Raw genomic sequence first — 18,998 nt, forward strand, 5'->3', positions numbered from 1 at the left:
GCTTCGCGACCCAACGGGAGCAAGCTCCCTCGCCACATGTGTTGTGGATCAGGACAAAACAGTCCACAACGCAAACCCGGCATACCAAAGCACTGCCGCGCGCAGCAGCAGTTCCCAGATCCGGTCGAGGCTGTTGATGCCGTCCGGCCCGACCACCGGCGCCGGAATTTCACCGGCCACCAAGCCGACCTTCTCGATCAGTTGGGCGGCGCTGATGTTCCAGTTCAGCAGTTCGTGCAGCATCACCCGGCCGACCGCGACAAAGTTGCCGACCAGCGCAAAACTCGCCGCCAGCAGTCGCACCGGTACCCAATCGAACGCGTGACGCAGCTGTGCCGCTCGCTCGACCACGGCCGGGTTCTGCCCGTGCTCCTCGGCCAGCGCCAGCAGTCGATAGCTCAACGCAGCAACCGGACCCAGCAGGAAGTACCAGAAGATCACCGCGAAAAAACTCTGATAGGCCTGCCACAGCAGATGCCCTTCAACTCGCTCCAGCAGTTGCTCGCCGCTGTCAGCGCATATGTTCAAATCGCGTTTGGCCACATGCACGGCGGCTTGCAGGTCTTCCCGGCGCCAGGCATCGCGGAACGGCCCGAGGCCGGCCAGCAGATCACCTCGGCCCAGACTGTAAATCACCACCAGCAGGTGCACCGGTAACGCCAGCAAACCGTAGGCAACCGGCTCCAGCACCACCAACAGCAAACCCAACAGCGCCACCGGCAACAACACCAGCACCACCAGTATCAGCCACGGACGGTTTGTCATGCGTGGGTTGGCTTCAAGCTTGTTCAGCTCGCGCACCCAACCGCCATCACGTTGAACCCGATGGCGCAAGGCCGAGAACTTCTCGATCCACACCGCCAACAGCAGCACCAGAAAACTCATTGTTACTCCTTTTTTTCCAGAGCAGCTTTCGCCAGAGCTACGCGATAGCGTGCCCAGTCAAATGCCGGTCCCGGATCAGTCTTGCGCCCGGGTGCAATGTCGCTATGCCCGCAGATGCGTTGTGCGGTGATACCCGTAAAAGCGCTTTGCAGCTGTCGCGTCAGGGCGGTCAACACTTGATATTGGGCGTCGGTGAACGGCAGATCATCCGTGCCTTCGAGCTCGATGCCCACGGAAAAATCGTTACAGGTGTCCCGTCCTTCGAAACACGAGACTCCGGCATGCCAGGCGCGCTCAAGACAAGAGACAAACTGAGTGACGGTGCCGTCACGTTCAATCAGAAAGTGTGCAGACACCCGTAGGTCGACAATTCCTGCAAAGTAGGGATGTTCCGTGACATCCAGACGATTCTGGAAAAATTCCTGCACCTTGCCAGTCAGAAACTGCGCGGGCGGCAGACTGATGTTGTGGATCACCAGCAGGGAAATTTCGCCCTCGGGGCGTGCATTGAAGTTGGGCGAGGGGCATATGCGCACGCCCTGACACCAACCGCTCGCGGGGTCCAACTGCATACAGGTTCCTTCAACGACGACTGTGTTGGTGCCCAGTATGCCGCGATAGACCCTCGGCGCGCGATCACTTGCCGCGATTGAGACGCCGCAGGTTGCCCAGCACCGACTCCAGCGCCCGGTCGAACAGCAAGGTGTCGTCCAGCGTTCGCACCGCGCCACGCCGAAACTTCAGGGCCAGACCGGTACGAGTGTGCTCCAGCACTTTCATGCCGGTACGGTTGACGAAGATGTACTTGCCGGTGGCTTCAATGATCGCCGCCAGCTTGCAGCGCAGGGTGTTTTCCTCGTCCTCCTGAAACTCGACCCAGCAACCCAGGCGCAGCTGATCGACCTGAAGCAGAGCGACATCGCCCTCCGGCAAACGCATCGATGCCATTTCGACCGGGCCTTCGTCAGCGGTGCGAAGCACGATTTCCTGCTGCACTTCGACCATCATCGGTGCGTCAACAGCCGTGCTTTTCTGGTCTGGGCGTTCGAACAACTGAAGGTGCAAAACTTCCAGCTCGCTGAAAAACTCGCCGGTGGCGAACGGGTCGAATGCCGAGCGGTTCAAGCCATCGCGCAACGACTTGAGCAACCCCGGCACCAGCGACAACAAGCGCAGGCTCGCGTCGGGTTCGTCATGGCGTTGCACACTCCAGATCAATTGCGCCATGGTCTGCACATCGGCATGCCATTCGCCGGACTGATCACCCTGCTTGAGGCAGGTCAGCAACAGCACTTTGCTCCAGGCCTCCTGGACAAACGCCACCACGCTGTGCGGCAGCACCTTGCCCACCAACGCCTGGTTCAGCGCCTGCTCGACGCGCTGACGCGCCAGTTCGGTCCTGGCTCGGCCTTCTTCGGCGTCACGGGTGCGCTGCTCGAGTAATTCGCTGCGACGGCGTTCGTCACCGGTGAAGGCGAGAAAATCCGCCAGTAATTCGGAAAAGATCGCCGGGTCATCGACAAAGTCGTTCAACAAGCGCTGCACCACTTGCTCAATGCGCAGGTACAGGCTGTCGCGCTCATGGTCATCGCACTCGCCCCAGCCCATGGCCGCAGCAGCGATTTCGTTGAGTAAACGCCGGGCGGGATGGCTGCTGCGGCTGAAAAAGCTCTTGTCGAGCACCGCGACCTTCAGCATCGGAATCTGCAAACGGCCGATCAGCGCCTTGAGAGAGTCCGGCAGGTTGCGGTCATCGAGGATACATTCGAAGAGCATGGCGATCAGGTTGATCACGTCTTCGTCGGCCACCCCCACTACGCGCGACTTGCCGCTTTTGACGCTGACCCGGGTCAGCAGTTGTTCGAGTTGGTTACGCAGATCGAAGTCGTCCTGAGCCGCCAGCGCCGGCACGTATTGCTGCAAGTGCGAGAGCAGACGCAGCAGGTCGCGGGTAGAAATAGGCTGAGTCTGGGCACTGACTTCCAGGGTCGGCGCAACACTGCCACGCACGTGGAACAGCAATTCCTGCAATGCGACGAAGACTTCCTGCACGCCTTCGTCAATCTGCGTATTGCCAGTCCGCACGCCTGTCTCGGCGGGGTCAGCACGAACACTGGCAGCCGCCCGATCGGTGGCACGCCGCGTCGGGGCGGGCTTGAGGTCCGGCAGCACGCCGGTGGCGATCAGCAGTTGATTGGCTTCGGCGTAGAGCTGATCAGCATTGCTGAGCACATAACGTTCGAACAGCTTGAGGATGATCAGCTTGACCTTGATCTCCATGCCCAGGTTGCGCCCGGCCTGCAAGAAATACTCGCAGAGCAGCGTCGGCCCCAAGGGGTTGTGCTGTTCGACCAGCGTCTTGCTCAACAGTGTGCTGAGTCGGGCGGTGAGCTGGTCGAGGGCGAAACCATCGCGATTCAGCACTTTGCCGACCATGGCCTCCACCGCCACGTTGCGCTCCATGTCGTCATTGGGCATCGACGCCAAGGCATCGAAAGCCAGTGCCCGGGGCAAGGCAGCTTGGGAAATGTCGTACTGCGCAAGGCTGACGAAGGCCTCGAAGAATTGCTCGAGAAAACCGCGCTCGATGCTTTTGCGCTTGAGGCGCAAATCGCGCATGGCTTCGAAGAAGATGTTTTGCTCGACGTTGTTTCGGGCCCGATCGGCCATTTCGAACAGGGTGTCGTCGGCGTTATCGAACAGCTCCTGCAAACCTTGCTTGAGCTGTTGAGCGGCCTTGTCGCGAACCTGAAGCAGAATCACGGGCAAGCGGGCGAGCGGCGAGTGAGTCGCCTGGTCGGTAGCGGCCTTGTGCAAAGGCACTACATTCCCGTCGTTGTGCATCCAAGCCTCCTGAAACGGTGATTCTTTGGTTCGGTTCGGTAAGAAAGATTGAGTACGCAGGCCATACAGCCACGCTCAACGGGGACAGTCACCACCCGTTGTCATTCAATCATCAGGAATCCAGAGCTACGTCAAAGCTATGACGTCAAATGCAAGGCGAATTATCTGCAAAAGACCCCCCTTGTGCCAGCAGACTCTGCGCGTCCCCAAGAAATAGACGCTATGAGAGAGCTCCTTGCTTAACACCGATTGCTGGCGCGAATCGACCAAATGCAGGTTTGCGAACAATTGAATGGCCGTTGATGCCTTGGGTTGCCTCGCACCATGGCCCTATAATCGGGCCACTTTGTTTGTGGAGCCCGTTATGCCGAATCTACGTCTCGCCGATTTGACCGCCGAAATCGAAGCCAACGTGCGCCGTGCGTTGCTCGAGGACATCGGCAGCGGCGACATCACCGCGCAACTGATCCCGGCCGAACGCCTGGCCAAAGCCACCATCATCACCCGCGATGAGGCTGTCATTGCTGGCACCGCGTGGGTCGACGCGGTTTTCCGGCAATTGGACCCGCGGGTTGCCGTTCATTGGCAGGTGCGCGACGGCGAACGGGTAAAACCCAATCAGGTGCTATTCCATCTCGAAGGCCCGGCGCGCTCGCTGCTGACGGGTGAACGCAGTGCACTGAATTTTCTGCAAATGCTGTCCGGCGTGGCCACTCGCGCGCAGTACCTGGCCGATTTCGTCGCCGAGACTCAGGTGAAGTTGCTCGACACCCGCAAAACCCTGCCGGGGCTGCGCCTGGCCCAGAAATACGCCGTGACCTGCGGCGGTTGCCACAATCACCGCATCGGCCTGTATGACGCCTTCCTGATCAAGGAAAACCATATCGCCGCCTGCGGTGGCATCCCTGAGGCTATCGCGGCCGCGCACAAGATCGCCCCGGGCAAACCGGTGGAGATCGAAGTGGAAAGCCTGGCGGAGCTGAAGGAAGCACTGGCGGCGAGTGCCGACATCATCATGCTCGATGAACTGAGCCTGGATGACATGCGCGAAGCTGTGCGCCTGAACGCCGGCAAGGCAAAACTGGAGGCCAGCGGCGGTATCAACGAAAACACGTTGCTGCCAATCGCCGAAACCGGGGTGGATTATATTTCGATTGGTGCGATGACCAAGGATGTGAAGGCTGTGGACCTGTCGATGCGCTTAAGCCTCTGATCGAGAAAACGCCCGATTCAAATGTGGGAGCGGGCTTGCTCGCGAAGGGAGCATGTCAGTCGACGTAAATGTCGCCTGACACGCTCCCTTCGCGAGCAAGCCCGCTCCCACAGGTCAGACCACCAGATTATTCATCTCGCAGTACTCTTCCCACTCGACGCCCAATACCTCGGCCGCCTCCTTGTGCAGTTCCAGACGCTTGGCCTCGAACTCCTCCGGCGTGCTCGTGTACTTGAGCGTCAGCTCCCACGGCTGCAAGCCCTGAGCTTCCGCCTCATCCTCGAACGCCCACTGGATCTGGTCTTTCTGATCGTCGGTGGGCAAGTCCTTGATCTCTTCCAGCAACTGGGGCGCGTCCAGCACGTACTTTTTAAGCGCTTCTTCGTGTCTGGCTTCTTGGGTCAATTCTTTAACGGTCATGGCGTTCTCGCTGATCTGGGGAATGGAAGATGGATCTGGATCATCAAGGATCTCTCTGACGCAAAAAACCGTTTGAAGCCCGGTTTGTCTGGCCTTCAGAACCATTCGGGATCATCTGAAAACTGCTGGGCGATGCTCATGCAGACAACGAATATAGGACGTTTTGTCGAGGATTCACACGGGTCTTTACATCTATCCCACAAAAAACCACGAGCATAAGGTGCAGGAGGCCTTGGGAACATAAGTCGAAATCCAAAGTCATAGCGATGTGCCATATCGGCACTTCACAAGGAACTCCAGTGATGCGCAGTTTTTCGAAGCTTTTGTCTGCCCAGCTTGCCACCGCTACCCTGCTGCTCGGCAGCCTGACATTGGCCAGTGCCGCTCAAGCGGCTGTCGAAGTCACCTCTGACCCTTCGCTGTACTCCGACAAAATCTCGGCCCTCCACAATTCATTCGGTAAGGACACACTCGTCAGAACCAGCGTCAGCATCGATGATCTGGAAAGCTTGCAAAAAACCGTGAAGGCCAATGCCACCGAACTGGAAAGCCAGAAGCGCACCATCAGCGAGCAGGCCCGTCAGATCGACGAACTCAAACGCAACAGCGGTTCCAGTTCAAACTCCAGCAGCAAGGAGATTGACGATCTCAAGCGCACGGTCAATGAACAGGAACGCGACCTGAACAACCTTGGCAAGCAAATGGAAGAGCTAAAGCGCAACAGCGGCTCCAGCTCAAGCTCGAGTAACAGCGAAATCTCCAATCTCAAACGGGAGATCAGCGATCAGGATCGCGCAATGGATCAGCTCAAACGTACCGTCGAGGACCTGAGCAGAAAGGTGAAGTGAAGAAGAGAATGGTGCCCGAGACAGGAATCGAACCTGCGACCTTCGCGTTACGAGTGCGCTGCTCTACCGGCTGAGCTACACGGGCTGTGGGCTAAACCTAGCACTGGCTTCGGGGTCCGGCAACTTGTGGCGAGGGAGTTCATGTTCAGATGCTTTCCTGCACACAAAAAAATGCCCCGCCGTTTTCACGGCGGGGCATTTTTTATAACGTTGAAGCGGTCAGGCGAAGGGGGTGATTAAACGCCCGAAGCCTTGGCTGCTGCTACGTCTTTGATGGACAGCTTGATACGGCCGCGGTTGTCCACGTCCAGTACCAGTACTTCCACTTCCTGGCCTTCTTTCAGGATATCGGTCACTTTTTCAACGCGAGCATCGCTCAGCATGGAGATGTGAACCAGACCGTCCTTGCCCGGCAGGATGTTGACGAATGCGCCGAAGTCGACGATGCGCTCAACCTTACCGACGTAGATCTTGCCGATCTCGGCTTCTGCGGTGATGCCCAGAACGCGCTGACGTGCCGCTTCAGCCGCTTCCTTGGTTTCGCCGAAGATCTTGATCGAACCGTCGTCTTCGATGTCGATCGAAGCCTTGGTTTCTTCACAGATCGCACGAATGGTCGCGCCGCCTTTACCGATGACATCACGGATTTTGTCGGTGTCGATTTTCATCGCGATCATGGTCGGAGCGTTTTCCGACAGCTCGGTACGCGACTGGCCAATGATCTGGTTCATCTGACCGAGGATATTCAGGCGCGCTTCCAGGGCTTGGCCCAGAGCGATTTCCATGATTTCTTCGGTGATGCCCTTGATCTTGATGTCCATCTGCAGCGCGGTAACACCTTTGGCGGTACCCGCTACTTTGAAGTCCATGTCGCCGAGGTGATCTTCGTCGCCCAGGATGTCGGTCAGGACGGCGAACTTCTCGCCTTCTTTAACCAGACCCATGGCGATACCGGCAACCGGTGCCTTCATCGGAACGCCGGCATCCATCAGAGCCAGGGAAGCACCGCAGACCGAAGCCATGGAGCTCGAACCGTTGGACTCGGTGATTTCCGATACCACACGAATGGTGTACGGGAACACGTCGGCAGCAGGCAGCATGGCCTGAACCGAACGACGGGCCAGACGGCCGTGACCGATTTCGCGACGACCAGCGCCACCCATGCGACCACACTCACCTACCGAGAACGGAGGGAAGTTGTAGTGCAGCATGAACGGGTCTTTTTTCTCGCCTTCCAGGGTGTCCAGCAACTGTGCGTCACGGGCAGTACCCAGAGTCGCGACTACCAGGGCCTGGGTTTCGCCACGGGTGAACAGTGCCGAACCGTGGGTCTTTGGCAGAACGCCGACTTCGATGTTCAGCGGACGTACGGTCTTGGTGTCGCGACCGTCGATACGTGGCTTGCCGTTAACGATGTTTTCGCGAACGGTGCGGTATTCGATTTCACCGAAAGCCGCTTTGACTTCAGCGGAAGTCGGCTGACCTTCTTCACCGGACAGGTTGGCAACAACCTGGTCTTTCAGCTCGCCCAGACGTGCATAACGGTCGGCTTTGACGGTGATGGTGTAAGCCTGGGAGATCGCTTCGCCGAACTCGGCGCGGATAGCACCCAACAGAGCGGTGGCTTCTGGCTGTGGAGCCCAGGTCCAGGTTGGTTTGGCAGCTTCAGCGGCCAGTTCTTTGACGGCGTTGATCACCACCTGGAACTCGTCGTGAGCAAACAGTACAGCGCCCAGCATCTGGTCTTCGGTCAGCTCTTTGGCTTCCGATTCAACCATCAATACGGCTTCCGAAGTACCGGCAACGACCATGTCCAGGCTCGAAGCTTTCAGTTGTTCGTAAGTCGGGTTCAGCAGGTAGCCGGTGCTTTCATGGAACGCAACGCGGGCAGCGCCGATCGGGCCATCGAAAGGAATGCCGGAGATGGCCAGGGCAGCCGAGGTACCGATCATCGCAGCGATGTCCGGATCGGTCTTCTTGCTGGTGGAAACGACGGTGCAGACAACCTGCACTTCGTTCATGAAACCTTCTGGGAACAGCGGACGGATCGGACGGTCGATCAGTCGGGAAGTCAGGGTTTCTTTCTCGGAAGGACGGCCTTCACGCTTGAAGAAACCGCCAGGGATCTTACCGGCAGCGTAAGTCTTTTCCTGGTAGTGAACGGACAGAGGGAAGAAGCCTTTGCCTGGATCGGCTTGTTTGGCACCGACAACAGTCACCAATACGCTGACGTCGTCGTCAACGGTGACCAATACTGCGCCGGAGGCCTGACGGGCGATACGGCCAGTCTCGAGGGTAACGGTCGACTGACCGAACTGGAATTTTTTGATTACCGGGTTCACGGTGTCCTACCTTCTTTTGTGGCTCTTGGGGAACTTGTCTTCTTGCGAAATTCTTGGGCAATGTCGGGAATCGGCCCAACGCCTGTCCAGGGTAAAACGTATATCCAGATAAAACTTGAGGCTGGGAGCCTGCCATGCGCCAGCGGGAAACCCACTGACGCACGACAGACAACCAACCTCTAGCGCAATCGCTTATTAGCGACGCAGACCCAGGCGACCGATCAGAGCCTGATAACGACCCAGATCCTTGCCTTTCAGGTAGTCCAGCAGCTTACGGCGCTGGTTTACCATGCGGATCAGACCACGACGGGAGTGGTGATCTTTACCGTTGGCCTTGAAGTGACCTTGCAGTTTGTTGATGTTGTGGGTCAGCAGTGCAACTTGCACTTCTGGCGAACCAGTGTCACCAACAGCTTGCTGGTAGTCAGCTACGATTTGAGCTTTTTCTTGAACGTCGAGAGCCATGAGGCAATCCTTTTATCAGGAAACTGTTTCAAAGAAACAGCTTCAACAGGCCAGGGACAAATCCCTGTATCTATAAATGAGTAGTGACCGTGCCTGTTAACAGCCACACTCGTCCGGTCATTCTGACCGAATCAGTCGACGCGGCGCGATGCGCCCGTCTTCGCTCACTTCACCGATACCGATGAAGCGACCGTTGTGATCCTGTACCCGTACCATGCCGAACTTCGGTGCATCCGGGGCGCGTACCGGTTGGCCGTTAAGCCAGTAGAACGCGCTGTGCTCCGAGAAATGCAACAGTGGCCAGTCCAGCAGGCCGCTGTCCGATGGCATCAGGAAGCGGTCGACCGCTTCATTGCCGCCTTCGGCATGTACCGCTTCAAGCTCTTCCAGAGTGACGGTCTGTGCAAGCGTGAAAGGCCCGGCCTGGGTACGTCGCAATTCAGCCACGTAGGCGCCACAACCGAGTTGCTCACCGATATCCTCCACCAGGGTGCGGATATAGGTGCCTTTGCTGCAATCCACCGCAAGCCGCGCAGTATCACCCTCAAAGGCCAGTAATTCCAAGCGCGCAATAGTAACAGAACGCGGTTCGCGCTCCACTACTTCGCCTGCACGGGCCAGCTTGTACAGCGGCTGGCCATCACGCTTGAGCGCCGAGTACATCGGCGGTATCTGACTGATTTGCCCACGAAATTTCGGCAGCACAGCTTCGATATCGGCGCGACCAACGGTCACCGGGCGCTCCAGCAAAACTTCACCTTCGGCATCGGCCGTGGTGGTGGTCTTGCCCAGTTGCGCCAGGGTTTCATAACCCTTGTCGGAATCGAGCAGGTATTGCGAGAACTTGGTGGCCTCACCGAAGCACAACGGCAGCACGCCGGTGGCCAGCGGATCAAGACTGCCGGTGTGCCCGGCCTTCTCGGCATTGAGCAACCAGCGGACCTTCTGCAACGCCGCGTTGGAGGTGAACCCCAACGGCTTGTCGAGCAGGATGATGCCGCTGACGTTACGACGGATACGTTTGACCTGAGCCACCGATTACTCCTTGGCGTCTTCGGGTTCTGCCGCTACCGGGTGCTGATTGTCTTCAGCCACCGCACGCTCGATCAGGGCCGACAGGTGCGCGCCACGCACGACGCTCTCGTCGTAATGGAAGTGCAACTGCGGAACGCTGCGCAACTTCATCTCGCGAGCCAACTGCATACGCAGGAAACCGGCGGCGGAGTTGAGCACCTTGATGCTTTGCGCGATGTCTTCGGCGCTGTCCTGGCCCATCACGGTGATGAAGATCTTGGCGTGACCGACGTCACGGCTGACTTCAACAGCGGTAATGGTGACCAGGCCGACGCGCGGGTCTTTGACTTCACGACGGATCAGCTGTGCCAGCTCACGCTGCATCTGATCGCCGATACGTTGGGTACGGCTGTATTCTTTTGCCATGTCTTGTTACCTGTTACTGCCCCACGGTGAAACCCGAGGGGTCTGAAAGCGGCAAACGCCCGGCCTGACAAAAGCCAGACCGGGCGTTGCGTTTAGAGTCCGGACGTTGCGCCGCGCATCTGCATGCGGCGGCTCATCGTGGCCCTTGAAGTGCGCGAGTCAGAGGCTGCGAGCAACCTGAACCTTCTCGAAGACTTCGATCTTGTCACCGACTTTGACGTCGTTGTAGCTCTTCACGCCGATACCGCATTCCATGCCGGCACGTACTTCGGAAGCGTCATCCTTGAAGCGGCGCAGGGATTCCAGCTCGCCTTCGAAGATAACGATGTCTTCACGCAGTACACGGATTGGACGGTTACGGTGAACAACACCTTCGATAACCATGCAACCGGCGATCGCGCCAAACTTCGGCGAACGGAACACGTCACGCACTTCAGCGGTACCCAGGATGTTCTCGCGAACATCGCTGCCCAGCATACCGGTGAGGGCTTTCTTGACGTCTTCGATGATGTCGTAGATCACGTTGTAGTAACGCATATCCAGACCTTCCTGCTCGACGATCTTGCGAGCGCCAGCATCGGCACGCACGTTGAAGCCGAACAGTACAGCGTTGGAGGCCAGTGCCAGGTTAGCATCGGATTCGGTGATACCACCGACACCGCCACCGACCACACGCACTTGCACTTCGTCGTTACCCAGGCCATTCAAGGCACCGTTCAACGCTTCCAGCGAACCACGGACGTCGGATTTGAGGACGATGTTGAGCGTCTTCTTCTCTTCCTGGCCCATGTTCTCGAAGATGTTTTCAAGCTTGCCGGCGTGAGCACGGGCCAGTTTGACTTCGCGGAACTTGCCTTGACGGAACAGAGCCACTTCACGGGCTTTCTTCTCGTCGGCAACAACGCTCATCTCGTCGCCAGCGTCCGGGGTACCGTCCAGGCCGAGAATCTCGACAGGGATGGAAGGACCGGCTTCCTTGATTGGCTTGCCGTTCTCGTCGAGCATGGCGCGAACGCGGCCATAGTTCGAACCGACCAGCACCATGTCGCCTTGGCGCAGGGTACCGTCTTGAACCAGAACGGTTGCAACCGGGCCACGACCTTTGTCGAGACGCGATTCAACCACGACGCCACGGCCAGGAGCCGAAGGGGTCGCTTTCAGTTCAAGAACTTCAGCTTGCAGCAGAACAGCTTCGAGCAACTCGTCCACGCCAGTACCGACTTTCGCCGAAACCGATACGAACGGGGTGTCGCCGCCCCACTCTTCCGAGGTCACGCCGTGAACCGACAGTTCGCTACGGATGCGATCGAGATCGGCGCCCGGCTTGTCGATTTTGTTCACTGCAACCACCAACGGAACACCAGCAGCCTTGGCGTGCTGAACGGCTTCAACGGTCTGCGGCATTACGCCGTCGTCCGCTGCAACCACCAGGATCACGATGTCGGTAGCCTTGGCACCACGAGCACGCATTGCGGTAAACGCGGCGTGACCCGGGGTGTCGAGGAAGGTGACCATGCCGCGTTCGGTTTCAACGTGGTACGCGCCGATGTGCTGGGTGATACCGCCGGCTTCGCCAGCAGCTACCTTGGCACGACGGATATAGTCGAGCAGCGAGGTCTTACCGTGGTCAACGTGGCCCATTACGGTCACAACTGGTGCACGGGAGAACGCTTCACCTTCAAACTTCAGGGACTCGGCCAGGGAATCTTCCAGGGCGGTGTCGCTGACCAGGGTCACTTTGTGGCCCAGCTCTTCGGCAACCAGTTGGGCAGTTTCCTGATCCAGTACCTGGTTGATGGTCGCTGGAGTACCCAGTTTGAACATGAACTTGATGATTTCAGCAGCCTTGACCGACATCTGCTGGGCGAGATCGCCAACAGTGATGGTCTCGCCGATCTTCACTTCGCGCACAACAGGGCCGGTTGGGCTCTGGAAACCGTGGGCGTTGCGTTTCTTCAGCTTGGCCTTGCCGCGACCACCACGACGGAAGCCATCGCTTTCTTCGTCGGTAGTACGTGGCGCAACACGTGGAGCAGGCGCTTTTTCCTTGACCGAAGCACGATGCGGAGCGTTTTTGCGCTCGCCATCGCCACTGCCACGACGATTGCTATCGTCGGCACGTGGTTTGTCCGGACGACGCTGTTCGTCGCGTTTGCGAGTGTCGGCGGCAGGTGCTGGTGCAGCTGCAGCAACCGGCGCGCTTTCACGCACTGGCTCGGCAACTGCAGCAGGCGCTGCAACGGCGTCGTTAGTAGCGGTTTGCGCAGCAGCAGGCTGGCGACGCGCTTCTTCTTCGGCGCGACGCTTGGCTTCTTCTTCAGCCTTTTGACGTGCAGCATTTTCTACTGCGCGGCGTTCTTCCAGTTCGCGTTTGCGCTCGGCTTCGATTTCTTCCGGGCTGCGCTGTACGAAGACTTTCTTCTTGCGTACTTCAACGCTGATGCTCTTGCTACCAGCAACACGCAGGGTGCTGGTGGTTTTGCGCTGCAATGTAATCTTGCGCGGTTCTTCCACTTTCGCCTTGTGGCTGCTCTTCAAGTGAGTCAGCAAAGACTGCTTCTCACTATCGCTCACACCTTCATCGGCGGCGGTGTGCGGCAGACCTGCCTCACGCATCTGCTGCAACAGGCGCTCTACCGGTGTTTTGACCTCATCGGCCAGTTGTTTCACCGTGACTTGCGTCATGCACTTCTCTCCTCAGGCCGCGCCTAATTACTCGAACCAATGGGCTCGGGCGGCCATGATCAACTTGCCGGCACGATCATCGTCAATGCCGTCGATGTCGAGCAGGTCGTCAATAGACTGCTCGGCCAGGTCTTCGCGGGTAATTACGCCGCGCACCGCCAGTTCCATCGCCAAATCCTTGTCCATACCCTCAAGCGAGAGCAGGTCTTCGGCCGGATGGGCGTCTGCCAGCTTTTCCTCAGTAGCGATGGCTTTAGTCAACAAACGATCCTTGGCCCGAGCGCGAAGCTCGTTGACGGTGTCTTCGTCAAAGCCATCGATGTTGAGCATTTCTTCCAACGGTACGTAGGCAATCTCTTCCAGGCTGGTGAAGCCTTCATCTACCAGCACCTGCGCCAGGTCTTCGTCGACTTCCAGCTCGTCGATGAAGTTGCGCAGGATGTCGCCGGTTTCTGCTTGCTGCTTAGCCTGGATGTCCGATTCGGTCATCACGTTCAGGGTCCAGCCAGTCAACTGGCTAGCCAGACGCACGTTCTGACCACCGCGACCGATGGCCTGAGCAAGATTGTCTGCGCCAACGGCGATGTCCATTGCATGGGCATCTTCGTCAACGATAATTGCCGCCACTTCAGCCGGCGACATTGCATTGATCACGAACTGCGCCGGGTTATCGTCCCACAGGACGATGTCCACACGCTCACCGCCCAATTCGCCGGACACTGCCTGGACGCGCGAACCGCGCATACCGATGCAAGCGCCTTGCGGATCAATGCGTTTGTCCTTGGAGCGGACCGCGATCTTGGCGCGCGAACCCGGGTCGCGGGACGCAGCCATTACTTCGATCAGGCCTTCAGCGATTTCCGGCACTTCGATGCGGAACAACTCGATCAGCATTTCCGGCGCGGTACGCGACAGGATCAGCTGAGGGCCGCGGTTCTCGGTGCGGATTTCCTTGAGCAGCGCACGCAGACGCACGCCAACCCGGAAGGTTTCGCGAGAAATGATGTCTTCACGGGCCAGCAACGCTTCAGCGTTGTTGCCCAGGTCAACGATCACGTTGTCGCGGGTGACTTTCTTCACGGTGCCGGAAATGATTTCTCCCAGGCGCTCGCGATAGGCGTCAACGACTTGAGCACGCTCGGCTTCGCGAACTTTCTGCACGATGACCTGCTTGGCGGTCTGTGCAGCAATACGGCCGAACTCGATGGATTCGATCTTTTCTTCGACAACATCGCCGACCTTGGCACCAGGATGCGTTTCTGCAACCTTGCTCGGCCAGGTTTCGATGGCCGGATCGTCCAGGTCTGCTTCTTCGACGACCGTCCAGCGACGGAATGTCTCGTAAGCACCGGTGTGGCGATTGATTTCCACACGCAGATCGACTTCGTCCTCGAAACGCTTTTTGGTAGCAGTGGCCAGAGCCAGCTCCAGCGCTTCAAAAATTACGTTTGCCGGTACGCCCTTTTCATTGGATACCGACTCAACAACCAGCAGTACTTCTTTGCTCATCGTACGCCTCGCCTTTCGCAAGCCATTGGATCCGCGGGATCCGCGTCTCAGTCAAAACTGGGAATAATGTTGGCCTTGTCGATCATATCGATCGGCAACAGGAACTCATGGTCTTCAACCTGCACCACGACGTCCTGTTCTTCTACACCGCGCAGAAGGCCCTGAAAGTTGCGCCGACCTTCAAAAGGCGAGCGCAGCTTGATCTTCACTTGTTCACCGGCAAATTTTGCAAACTGCTCAATAGTGAACAGTGGGCGTTCCATGCCAGGCGAGGAAACTTCAAGGGTGTATTCAACGGCGATCGGATCTTCAACATCCAGTACACCGCTGATCTGACGGCTGACGATGGCACAATCGTCCACCAGCACGCCGCCCTCTTTATCAATATAAACGCGCAACATTGAGTGGCGACCTTGAGCCGAAAACTCAATACCCCAGCATTCATAGCCTAGGGCCACGACCACCGGGGCCAGCAAGGCCTGCAACTCTTCTAGCTTGCTCGACACCTGAACCCCCTCGTGCATGTATGTGCATGCTGTGCAAAATAAAAAAATGGGCGAAACGCCCATCCTTGAAACGCCGTTGAACAGCGGCGTTGAAAGTGTCCAGCTAACAAAAAGCCCCTGAAAAGGGGCTCCTTAAACTGGTTGCGGGGGCCGGATTTGAACCGACGACCTTCGGGTTATGAGCCCGACGAGCTACCAGACTGCTCCACCCCGCGACAAAGCTGGGGCGGAAGTATACGACCGATCCCTGACAGGGTCAATGTAACCTTCCACCTACAAGAAAGCCCGCAACAGCGGGCTCTCCTGATAATTGGTACCGAGAAGGGGACTCGAACCCCTACACCCTATGGGCACAACCACCTCAAGGTTGCGTGTCTACCAATTCCACCACCTCGGCAATACTACGTTTGAAACCTTCTTACTTCTGCTCTTGAGCTGGAGGCACGTCAGTCGCTGGAGTAGCCGACTTTTGCTCTTGAAGCACCGGGACATCATCAGAAGCCGGTTGTTGCTTTGGAACTTCCAACACTGCTGGATTTGGCAAGCCTACTTGAGTCAGCTGATGAGCCTTCTCTTTAGCAAAGTAACCTAACCCCAAGCTGGTTATGAAGAAACCGGCGGCAAGTATAGCAGTAAACTTACTAAGAAAGGTAGAGGAACCTTGGCTTCCGAACACAGTATTTGAAGCACCTGCTCCGAAAGACGCGCCAGCATCCGCACCTTTACCCTGCTGCAGCAAAACCAGAGCAACTACGCCCAATGCACCCAGCAGATGAAAAACGACTACGACTGTTTCCAGCATTTTTTCAGTTTCCCGCGGCGCGACAAATCGCACCGAACTCATCTGCATTCAGGGAAGCTCCACCAATGAGCCCCCCATCGATATCCGGCATGCCGAACAGTTCGACCGCATTGGCCGCCTTCACGCTGCCGCCGTATAGAAGCCGCACACCTTGCGCGACCTCAGAATTCTCTGCCGCCAACTGAGCGCGAATGGCTGCGTGCACATCCTGCGCTTGTTGCGGCGAAGCAGTCAGCCCGGTGCCAATAGCCCAGACCGGCTCGTAAGCGATTACTGCCTTTGCAAAGACACCAACACCCAGCTCCTCAATGATACTGCCAAGCTGACGCCCGACAACCTCAAGAGTTTTCCCAGCTTCGCGCTCTTCGAGGGTCTCCCCTACGCACAACACCGGATTCAAGCCACATGCCTGCGCCGCTGCGAACTTGCGAATCAGCATTCCATCCTGCTCGCCCATTATCTGGCGGCGCTCGGAGTGCCCGACAAGCACCAGGGAACAACCTGCATCCACCAACTGACTCGGCGCAATTTCACCGGTCAATGCACCTTGCATGGATTCCACTGCAGAATTCTGCGCGCCGACCGAAATCGACTTGCCTTTCAAGCCATCAATCACTTGATTGATATGCAAGCAAGGCGGGAATACCGCGACATCAACACCGCTAGGCAAGGCCAGATGACTAAGGCCATTGATCAGCTCAGCGACGCTGGCGCGGGTACCGTGCATCTTCCAGTTACCAGCTACCATAGGGCGACGCATGCTGTACCTCGTCGGTCAAAGTGGGCGCAGATGTTACCCAACACAATCATGGCTGGCAAGCCGAAATCAGACAGAAACTTCAGTTACCAGTTTTGCCAGCTCTTCGGCGTAACCGCGAACCTGCGTTTCGTCCTCGCCCTCGACCATGACCCGCACCAGCGGCTCTGTCCCGGACTTGCGTAACAGTACGCGCCCACGACCGGCCATCGCCTGGGTCACACGATCACTGGCCTCTTTGACTGTCGGATGTTCGATCGGATTCGCACCACCGCCAAACCGGACATTGATCAGCACCTGAGGACACTTGCGCAGCGCCTGACGGGACTGAGCCAGGCTTTCTACGCGCCTCTTCAGGGCCATCAACACCTGCAGCGCAGCAATGATCGCATCACCAGTGGTGGTGTGACTGAAGCACACAATGTGCCCCGAGTTCTCCCCGCCCACCAGCCAATCGCGCGCCAGCAACTCGGAGATCACGTAACGGTCGCCAACGTTGGCGCGCACAAAAGGAATCGCCAGATCCGCCAGGGCCAATTCCAGCCCCAGGTTACTCATCAGCGTACCGACGACACCGCCCTGCAACTTGCCGCGCTCTTGCAGATCGCGAGCAATGATAAACAACAACTCGTCACCGTCGACGACAGTGCCGGTGTGATCGACCATCTGGACCCGGTCACCATCACCGTCAAAGGCAATACCCAAATCGGCTTGCTCGGCCAATACGGCAGCTTGCAGCGGCCCCATATGGGTCGAACCGCAATTCTCATTGATGTTCAGGCCATCAGGATGAGCAGAAAGCACAACGACATCGGCTCCCAGCTCACGGAACACACTAGGCGCCACTTTATAGGTCGCACCGTGGGCACAGTCGATCACGATCTTCAGCCCAGCGAAACTGGTGCCGGTCGGAACGCTGCTCTTGCAGAATTCGATATAACGACCCGAGGCATCGTTGATTCGCGATACTTTGCCGATTTTGCTCGACTCAACCACGGTCATCGGGGTGTCGAGCAATTCTTCAATCATCAACTCGACTTCATCCGGAAGCTTGGTGCCCTTCCCGGAGAAAAATTTGATGCCGTTATCGTCATGAGGATTGTGCGAAGCGCTGATCACGATGCCGGCTTCGGCATGAAAGGTACGTGTCAGATAGGCGATGGCCGGCGTCGGCATCGGCCCCAGGAGCATCACATCAGCACCTGCCGAGGTCAGCCCGGCCTCAAGCGCCGATTCGAACATGTAACCGGATATCCGGGTGTCCTTGCCCACGAGCACCTTGCAGGCACCCATGCTGCGAAATGCCATGCCTGCCGCCCAGCCAAGCTTGAGCATGAAATCAGGAGTTATCGGGTATTGACCGACCCGACCACGAATGCCGTCGGTGCCAAAATATTTTTTACTCATAAGTACTCCATCATTCTTATTCGGCTGATTCTACTGCGGCAATCATTCGCACTACGTCGACCGTTTCAGCCACATCATGGACGCGCAATATACGCGCCCCCTTGATTGAAGCCAGCGCCGCGAGCGCTAAACCGCCATGCAGGCGCTCTCCCACCGGCCGATTCAAGGCTTGCCCGATCATGCTCTTTCGCGAAACCCCGACCAACAGGGGTCGCCCCAAGGCATGCAAGGCCTCCATATGCTTAAACAAGCTCAAGTTGTGCTGCAAGGTTTTCGCGAAGCCGAAGCCCGGATCGAGAATGATCCGCTCAGCGGTGATACCCACCGACGCACACTGAAGCATGCGCTCGGCGAGAAACTCGCCGACCTCTTTCGTCACATCCTGGTACTGCGGATTGTCCTGCATGTCGCCCGGCTCACCGAGCATATGCATCAGACACACCGGCAAACCGGTGGCCGCTGCTGCATCCAGGGCTCCGTCTCGGCGTAACGAACGCACATCATTGATCAAGCCCGCCCCCAGCCTTGCAGTTTCACGCATGACCGCTGGCGTGGATGTATCGACCGAGATAATCACATCGAGTTCACGACTGATACGCTCAACGACAGGCGCTACACGCTCGAGCTCTTCAAGCGGTGAAACCGCCCTGGCACCCGGCCGGGTCGATTCGCCACCAACGTCGATCAGCGTCGCGCCAGCCGCCACCATCGCCTCGGCGTGGCGCAGCGCCGCATCCAGCTGGCTGTATTGGCCGCCATCGGAAAAGGAGTCGGGAGTGACATTGAGAATGCCCATGACATGCGTCTGGGCCAAATCAAGAACCCGGTTGCCGCAAAGCAACCGGGTTGAGGACTGAACAGAAGTCATTTCAAAC

Annotated in this window: 17 protein-coding genes and 3 tRNA genes; 2 read left to right on the forward strand and 18 right to left on the reverse strand. The window is 57.8% G+C overall.

Annotated features, from left to right (window positions below; genetic code table 11):
- Positions 1-48: 48 nt before the first annotated feature.
- From ampE to ACZ3HH_RS22320, 3 genes are all read right to left on the reverse strand, one after another.
- Positions 49-885 (reverse strand): regulatory signaling modulator protein AmpE, encoded by an 837-nt coding sequence (ampE, locus tag ACZ3HH_RS22310; RefSeq protein ID WP_465807743.1) that lies wholly within the window; start codon positions 883-885, stop codon positions 49-51.
- 2 nt (positions 886-887) lie between these two features.
- Positions 888-1,457 (reverse strand): 1,6-anhydro-N-acetylmuramyl-L-alanine amidase AmpD, encoded by a 570-nt coding sequence (gene ampD / locus ACZ3HH_RS22315; RefSeq protein WP_465807745.1) that lies wholly within the window; start codon positions 1,455-1,457, stop codon positions 888-890.
- A gap of 64 nt (positions 1,458-1,521) precedes the next feature.
- Positions 1,522-3,729 carry a DUF1631 domain-containing protein gene (locus ACZ3HH_RS22320; RefSeq protein WP_465807747.1) on the reverse strand — a complete coding sequence of 736 codons (2,208 nt, stop codon included), beginning with the start codon at positions 3,727-3,729 and terminating at the stop codon, positions 1,522-1,524.
- 364 nt (positions 3,730-4,093) lie between these two features.
- Between ACZ3HH_RS22320 and nadC the strand changes: the two genes are divergently transcribed.
- On the forward strand, positions 4,094-4,942 hold the full coding sequence (gene nadC / locus ACZ3HH_RS22325) for a carboxylating nicotinate-nucleotide diphosphorylase (protein ID WP_465807749.1): 849 nt from the start codon (positions 4,094-4,096) through the stop codon (positions 4,940-4,942).
- 114 nt (positions 4,943-5,056) lie between these two features.
- On the opposite strand, the gene ACZ3HH_RS22330 is transcribed toward nadC, so the two are convergent.
- A complete protein-coding gene (locus tag ACZ3HH_RS22330) occupies positions 5,057-5,362 on the reverse strand; it encodes a DUF6388 family protein (protein ID WP_465807751.1) in 306 nt (101 codons plus the stop codon).
- Positions 5,363-5,664: 302 nt separating this feature from the next.
- On the opposite strand from ACZ3HH_RS22330, the gene ACZ3HH_RS22335 reads away from it, so the two are divergent.
- On the forward strand, positions 5,665-6,210 hold the full coding sequence (locus ACZ3HH_RS22335; RefSeq protein WP_465807753.1) for a hypothetical protein: 546 nt from the start codon (positions 5,665-5,667) through the stop codon (positions 6,208-6,210).
- Between the two features lie 9 nt (positions 6,211-6,219).
- Here the strand turns inward: ACZ3HH_RS22335 and ACZ3HH_RS22340 are convergent.
- The 14 genes from ACZ3HH_RS22340 to folP form a co-directional block, all read right to left on the reverse strand.
- A tRNA-Thr gene (locus tag ACZ3HH_RS22340) sits at positions 6,220-6,295 on the reverse strand.
- A 151-nt stretch (positions 6,296-6,446) separates the two neighbouring features.
- Positions 6,447-8,552 (reverse strand): polyribonucleotide nucleotidyltransferase, encoded by a 2,106-nt coding sequence (gene pnp, locus ACZ3HH_RS22345; RefSeq protein ID WP_052965657.1) that lies wholly within the window; start codon positions 8,550-8,552, stop codon positions 6,447-6,449.
- 195 nt (positions 8,553-8,747) lie between these two features.
- Positions 8,748-9,017: a 30S ribosomal protein S15 gene (gene rpsO / locus ACZ3HH_RS22350; protein WP_003176135.1), complete on the reverse strand. Its 270-nt coding sequence runs from the start codon at positions 9,015-9,017 to the stop codon at positions 8,748-8,750.
- A 117-nt stretch (positions 9,018-9,134) separates the two neighbouring features.
- The gene (truB, locus tag ACZ3HH_RS22355) at positions 9,135-10,052 is read right to left on the reverse strand and encodes a tRNA pseudouridine(55) synthase TruB (RefSeq protein WP_007900465.1); all 918 of its coding nucleotides are present in this window, start codon (positions 10,050-10,052) and stop codon (positions 9,135-9,137) included.
- A 3-nt stretch (positions 10,053-10,055) separates the two neighbouring features.
- The gene (rbfA, locus tag ACZ3HH_RS22360; RefSeq protein ID WP_030128077.1) at positions 10,056-10,457 is read right to left on the reverse strand and encodes a 30S ribosome-binding factor RbfA; all 402 of its coding nucleotides are present in this window, start codon (positions 10,455-10,457) and stop codon (positions 10,056-10,058) included.
- 159 nt (positions 10,458-10,616) lie between these two features.
- Positions 10,617-13,142: a translation initiation factor IF-2 gene (gene infB, locus ACZ3HH_RS22365; protein WP_465807758.1), complete on the reverse strand. Its 2,526-nt coding sequence runs from the start codon at positions 13,140-13,142 to the stop codon at positions 10,617-10,619.
- 27 nt (positions 13,143-13,169) lie between these two features.
- Positions 13,170-14,651 (reverse strand): transcription termination factor NusA, encoded by a 1,482-nt coding sequence (nusA, locus tag ACZ3HH_RS22370; RefSeq protein WP_008057419.1) that lies wholly within the window; start codon positions 14,649-14,651, stop codon positions 13,170-13,172.
- Positions 14,652-14,698: 47 nt separating this feature from the next.
- The gene (gene rimP / locus ACZ3HH_RS22375) at positions 14,699-15,157 is read right to left on the reverse strand and encodes a ribosome maturation factor RimP (protein ID WP_010463487.1); all 459 of its coding nucleotides are present in this window, start codon (positions 15,155-15,157) and stop codon (positions 14,699-14,701) included.
- Between the two features lie 138 nt (positions 15,158-15,295).
- Positions 15,296-15,372: transfer RNA gene (locus ACZ3HH_RS22380), tRNA-Met, on the reverse strand.
- Positions 15,373-15,468: 96 nt separating this feature from the next.
- A tRNA-Leu gene (locus tag ACZ3HH_RS22385) sits at positions 15,469-15,554 on the reverse strand.
- 21 nt (positions 15,555-15,575) lie between these two features.
- Entirely contained in the window at positions 15,576-15,959 is a 384-nt protein-coding gene (gene secG / locus ACZ3HH_RS22390) for a preprotein translocase subunit SecG (protein WP_017336473.1), read from the reverse strand.
- A gap of 4 nt (positions 15,960-15,963) precedes the next feature.
- Positions 15,964-16,719, reverse strand: a complete 756-nt coding sequence (gene tpiA, locus ACZ3HH_RS22395; RefSeq protein ID WP_465807761.1) for a triose-phosphate isomerase — start codon at positions 16,717-16,719, stop codon at positions 15,964-15,966.
- Between the two features lie 66 nt (positions 16,720-16,785).
- On the reverse strand, positions 16,786-18,123 hold the full coding sequence (glmM, locus tag ACZ3HH_RS22400; protein ID WP_465807763.1) for a phosphoglucosamine mutase: 1,338 nt from the start codon (positions 18,121-18,123) through the stop codon (positions 16,786-16,788).
- A gap of 16 nt (positions 18,124-18,139) precedes the next feature.
- Positions 18,140-18,991, reverse strand: a complete 852-nt coding sequence (folP, locus tag ACZ3HH_RS22405; protein WP_465807765.1) for a dihydropteroate synthase — start codon at positions 18,989-18,991, stop codon at positions 18,140-18,142.
- Positions 18,992-18,998: the final 7 nt, after the last annotated feature.

The organism is Pseudomonas sp. PME37.24/025 (genome assembly GCF_055556615.1).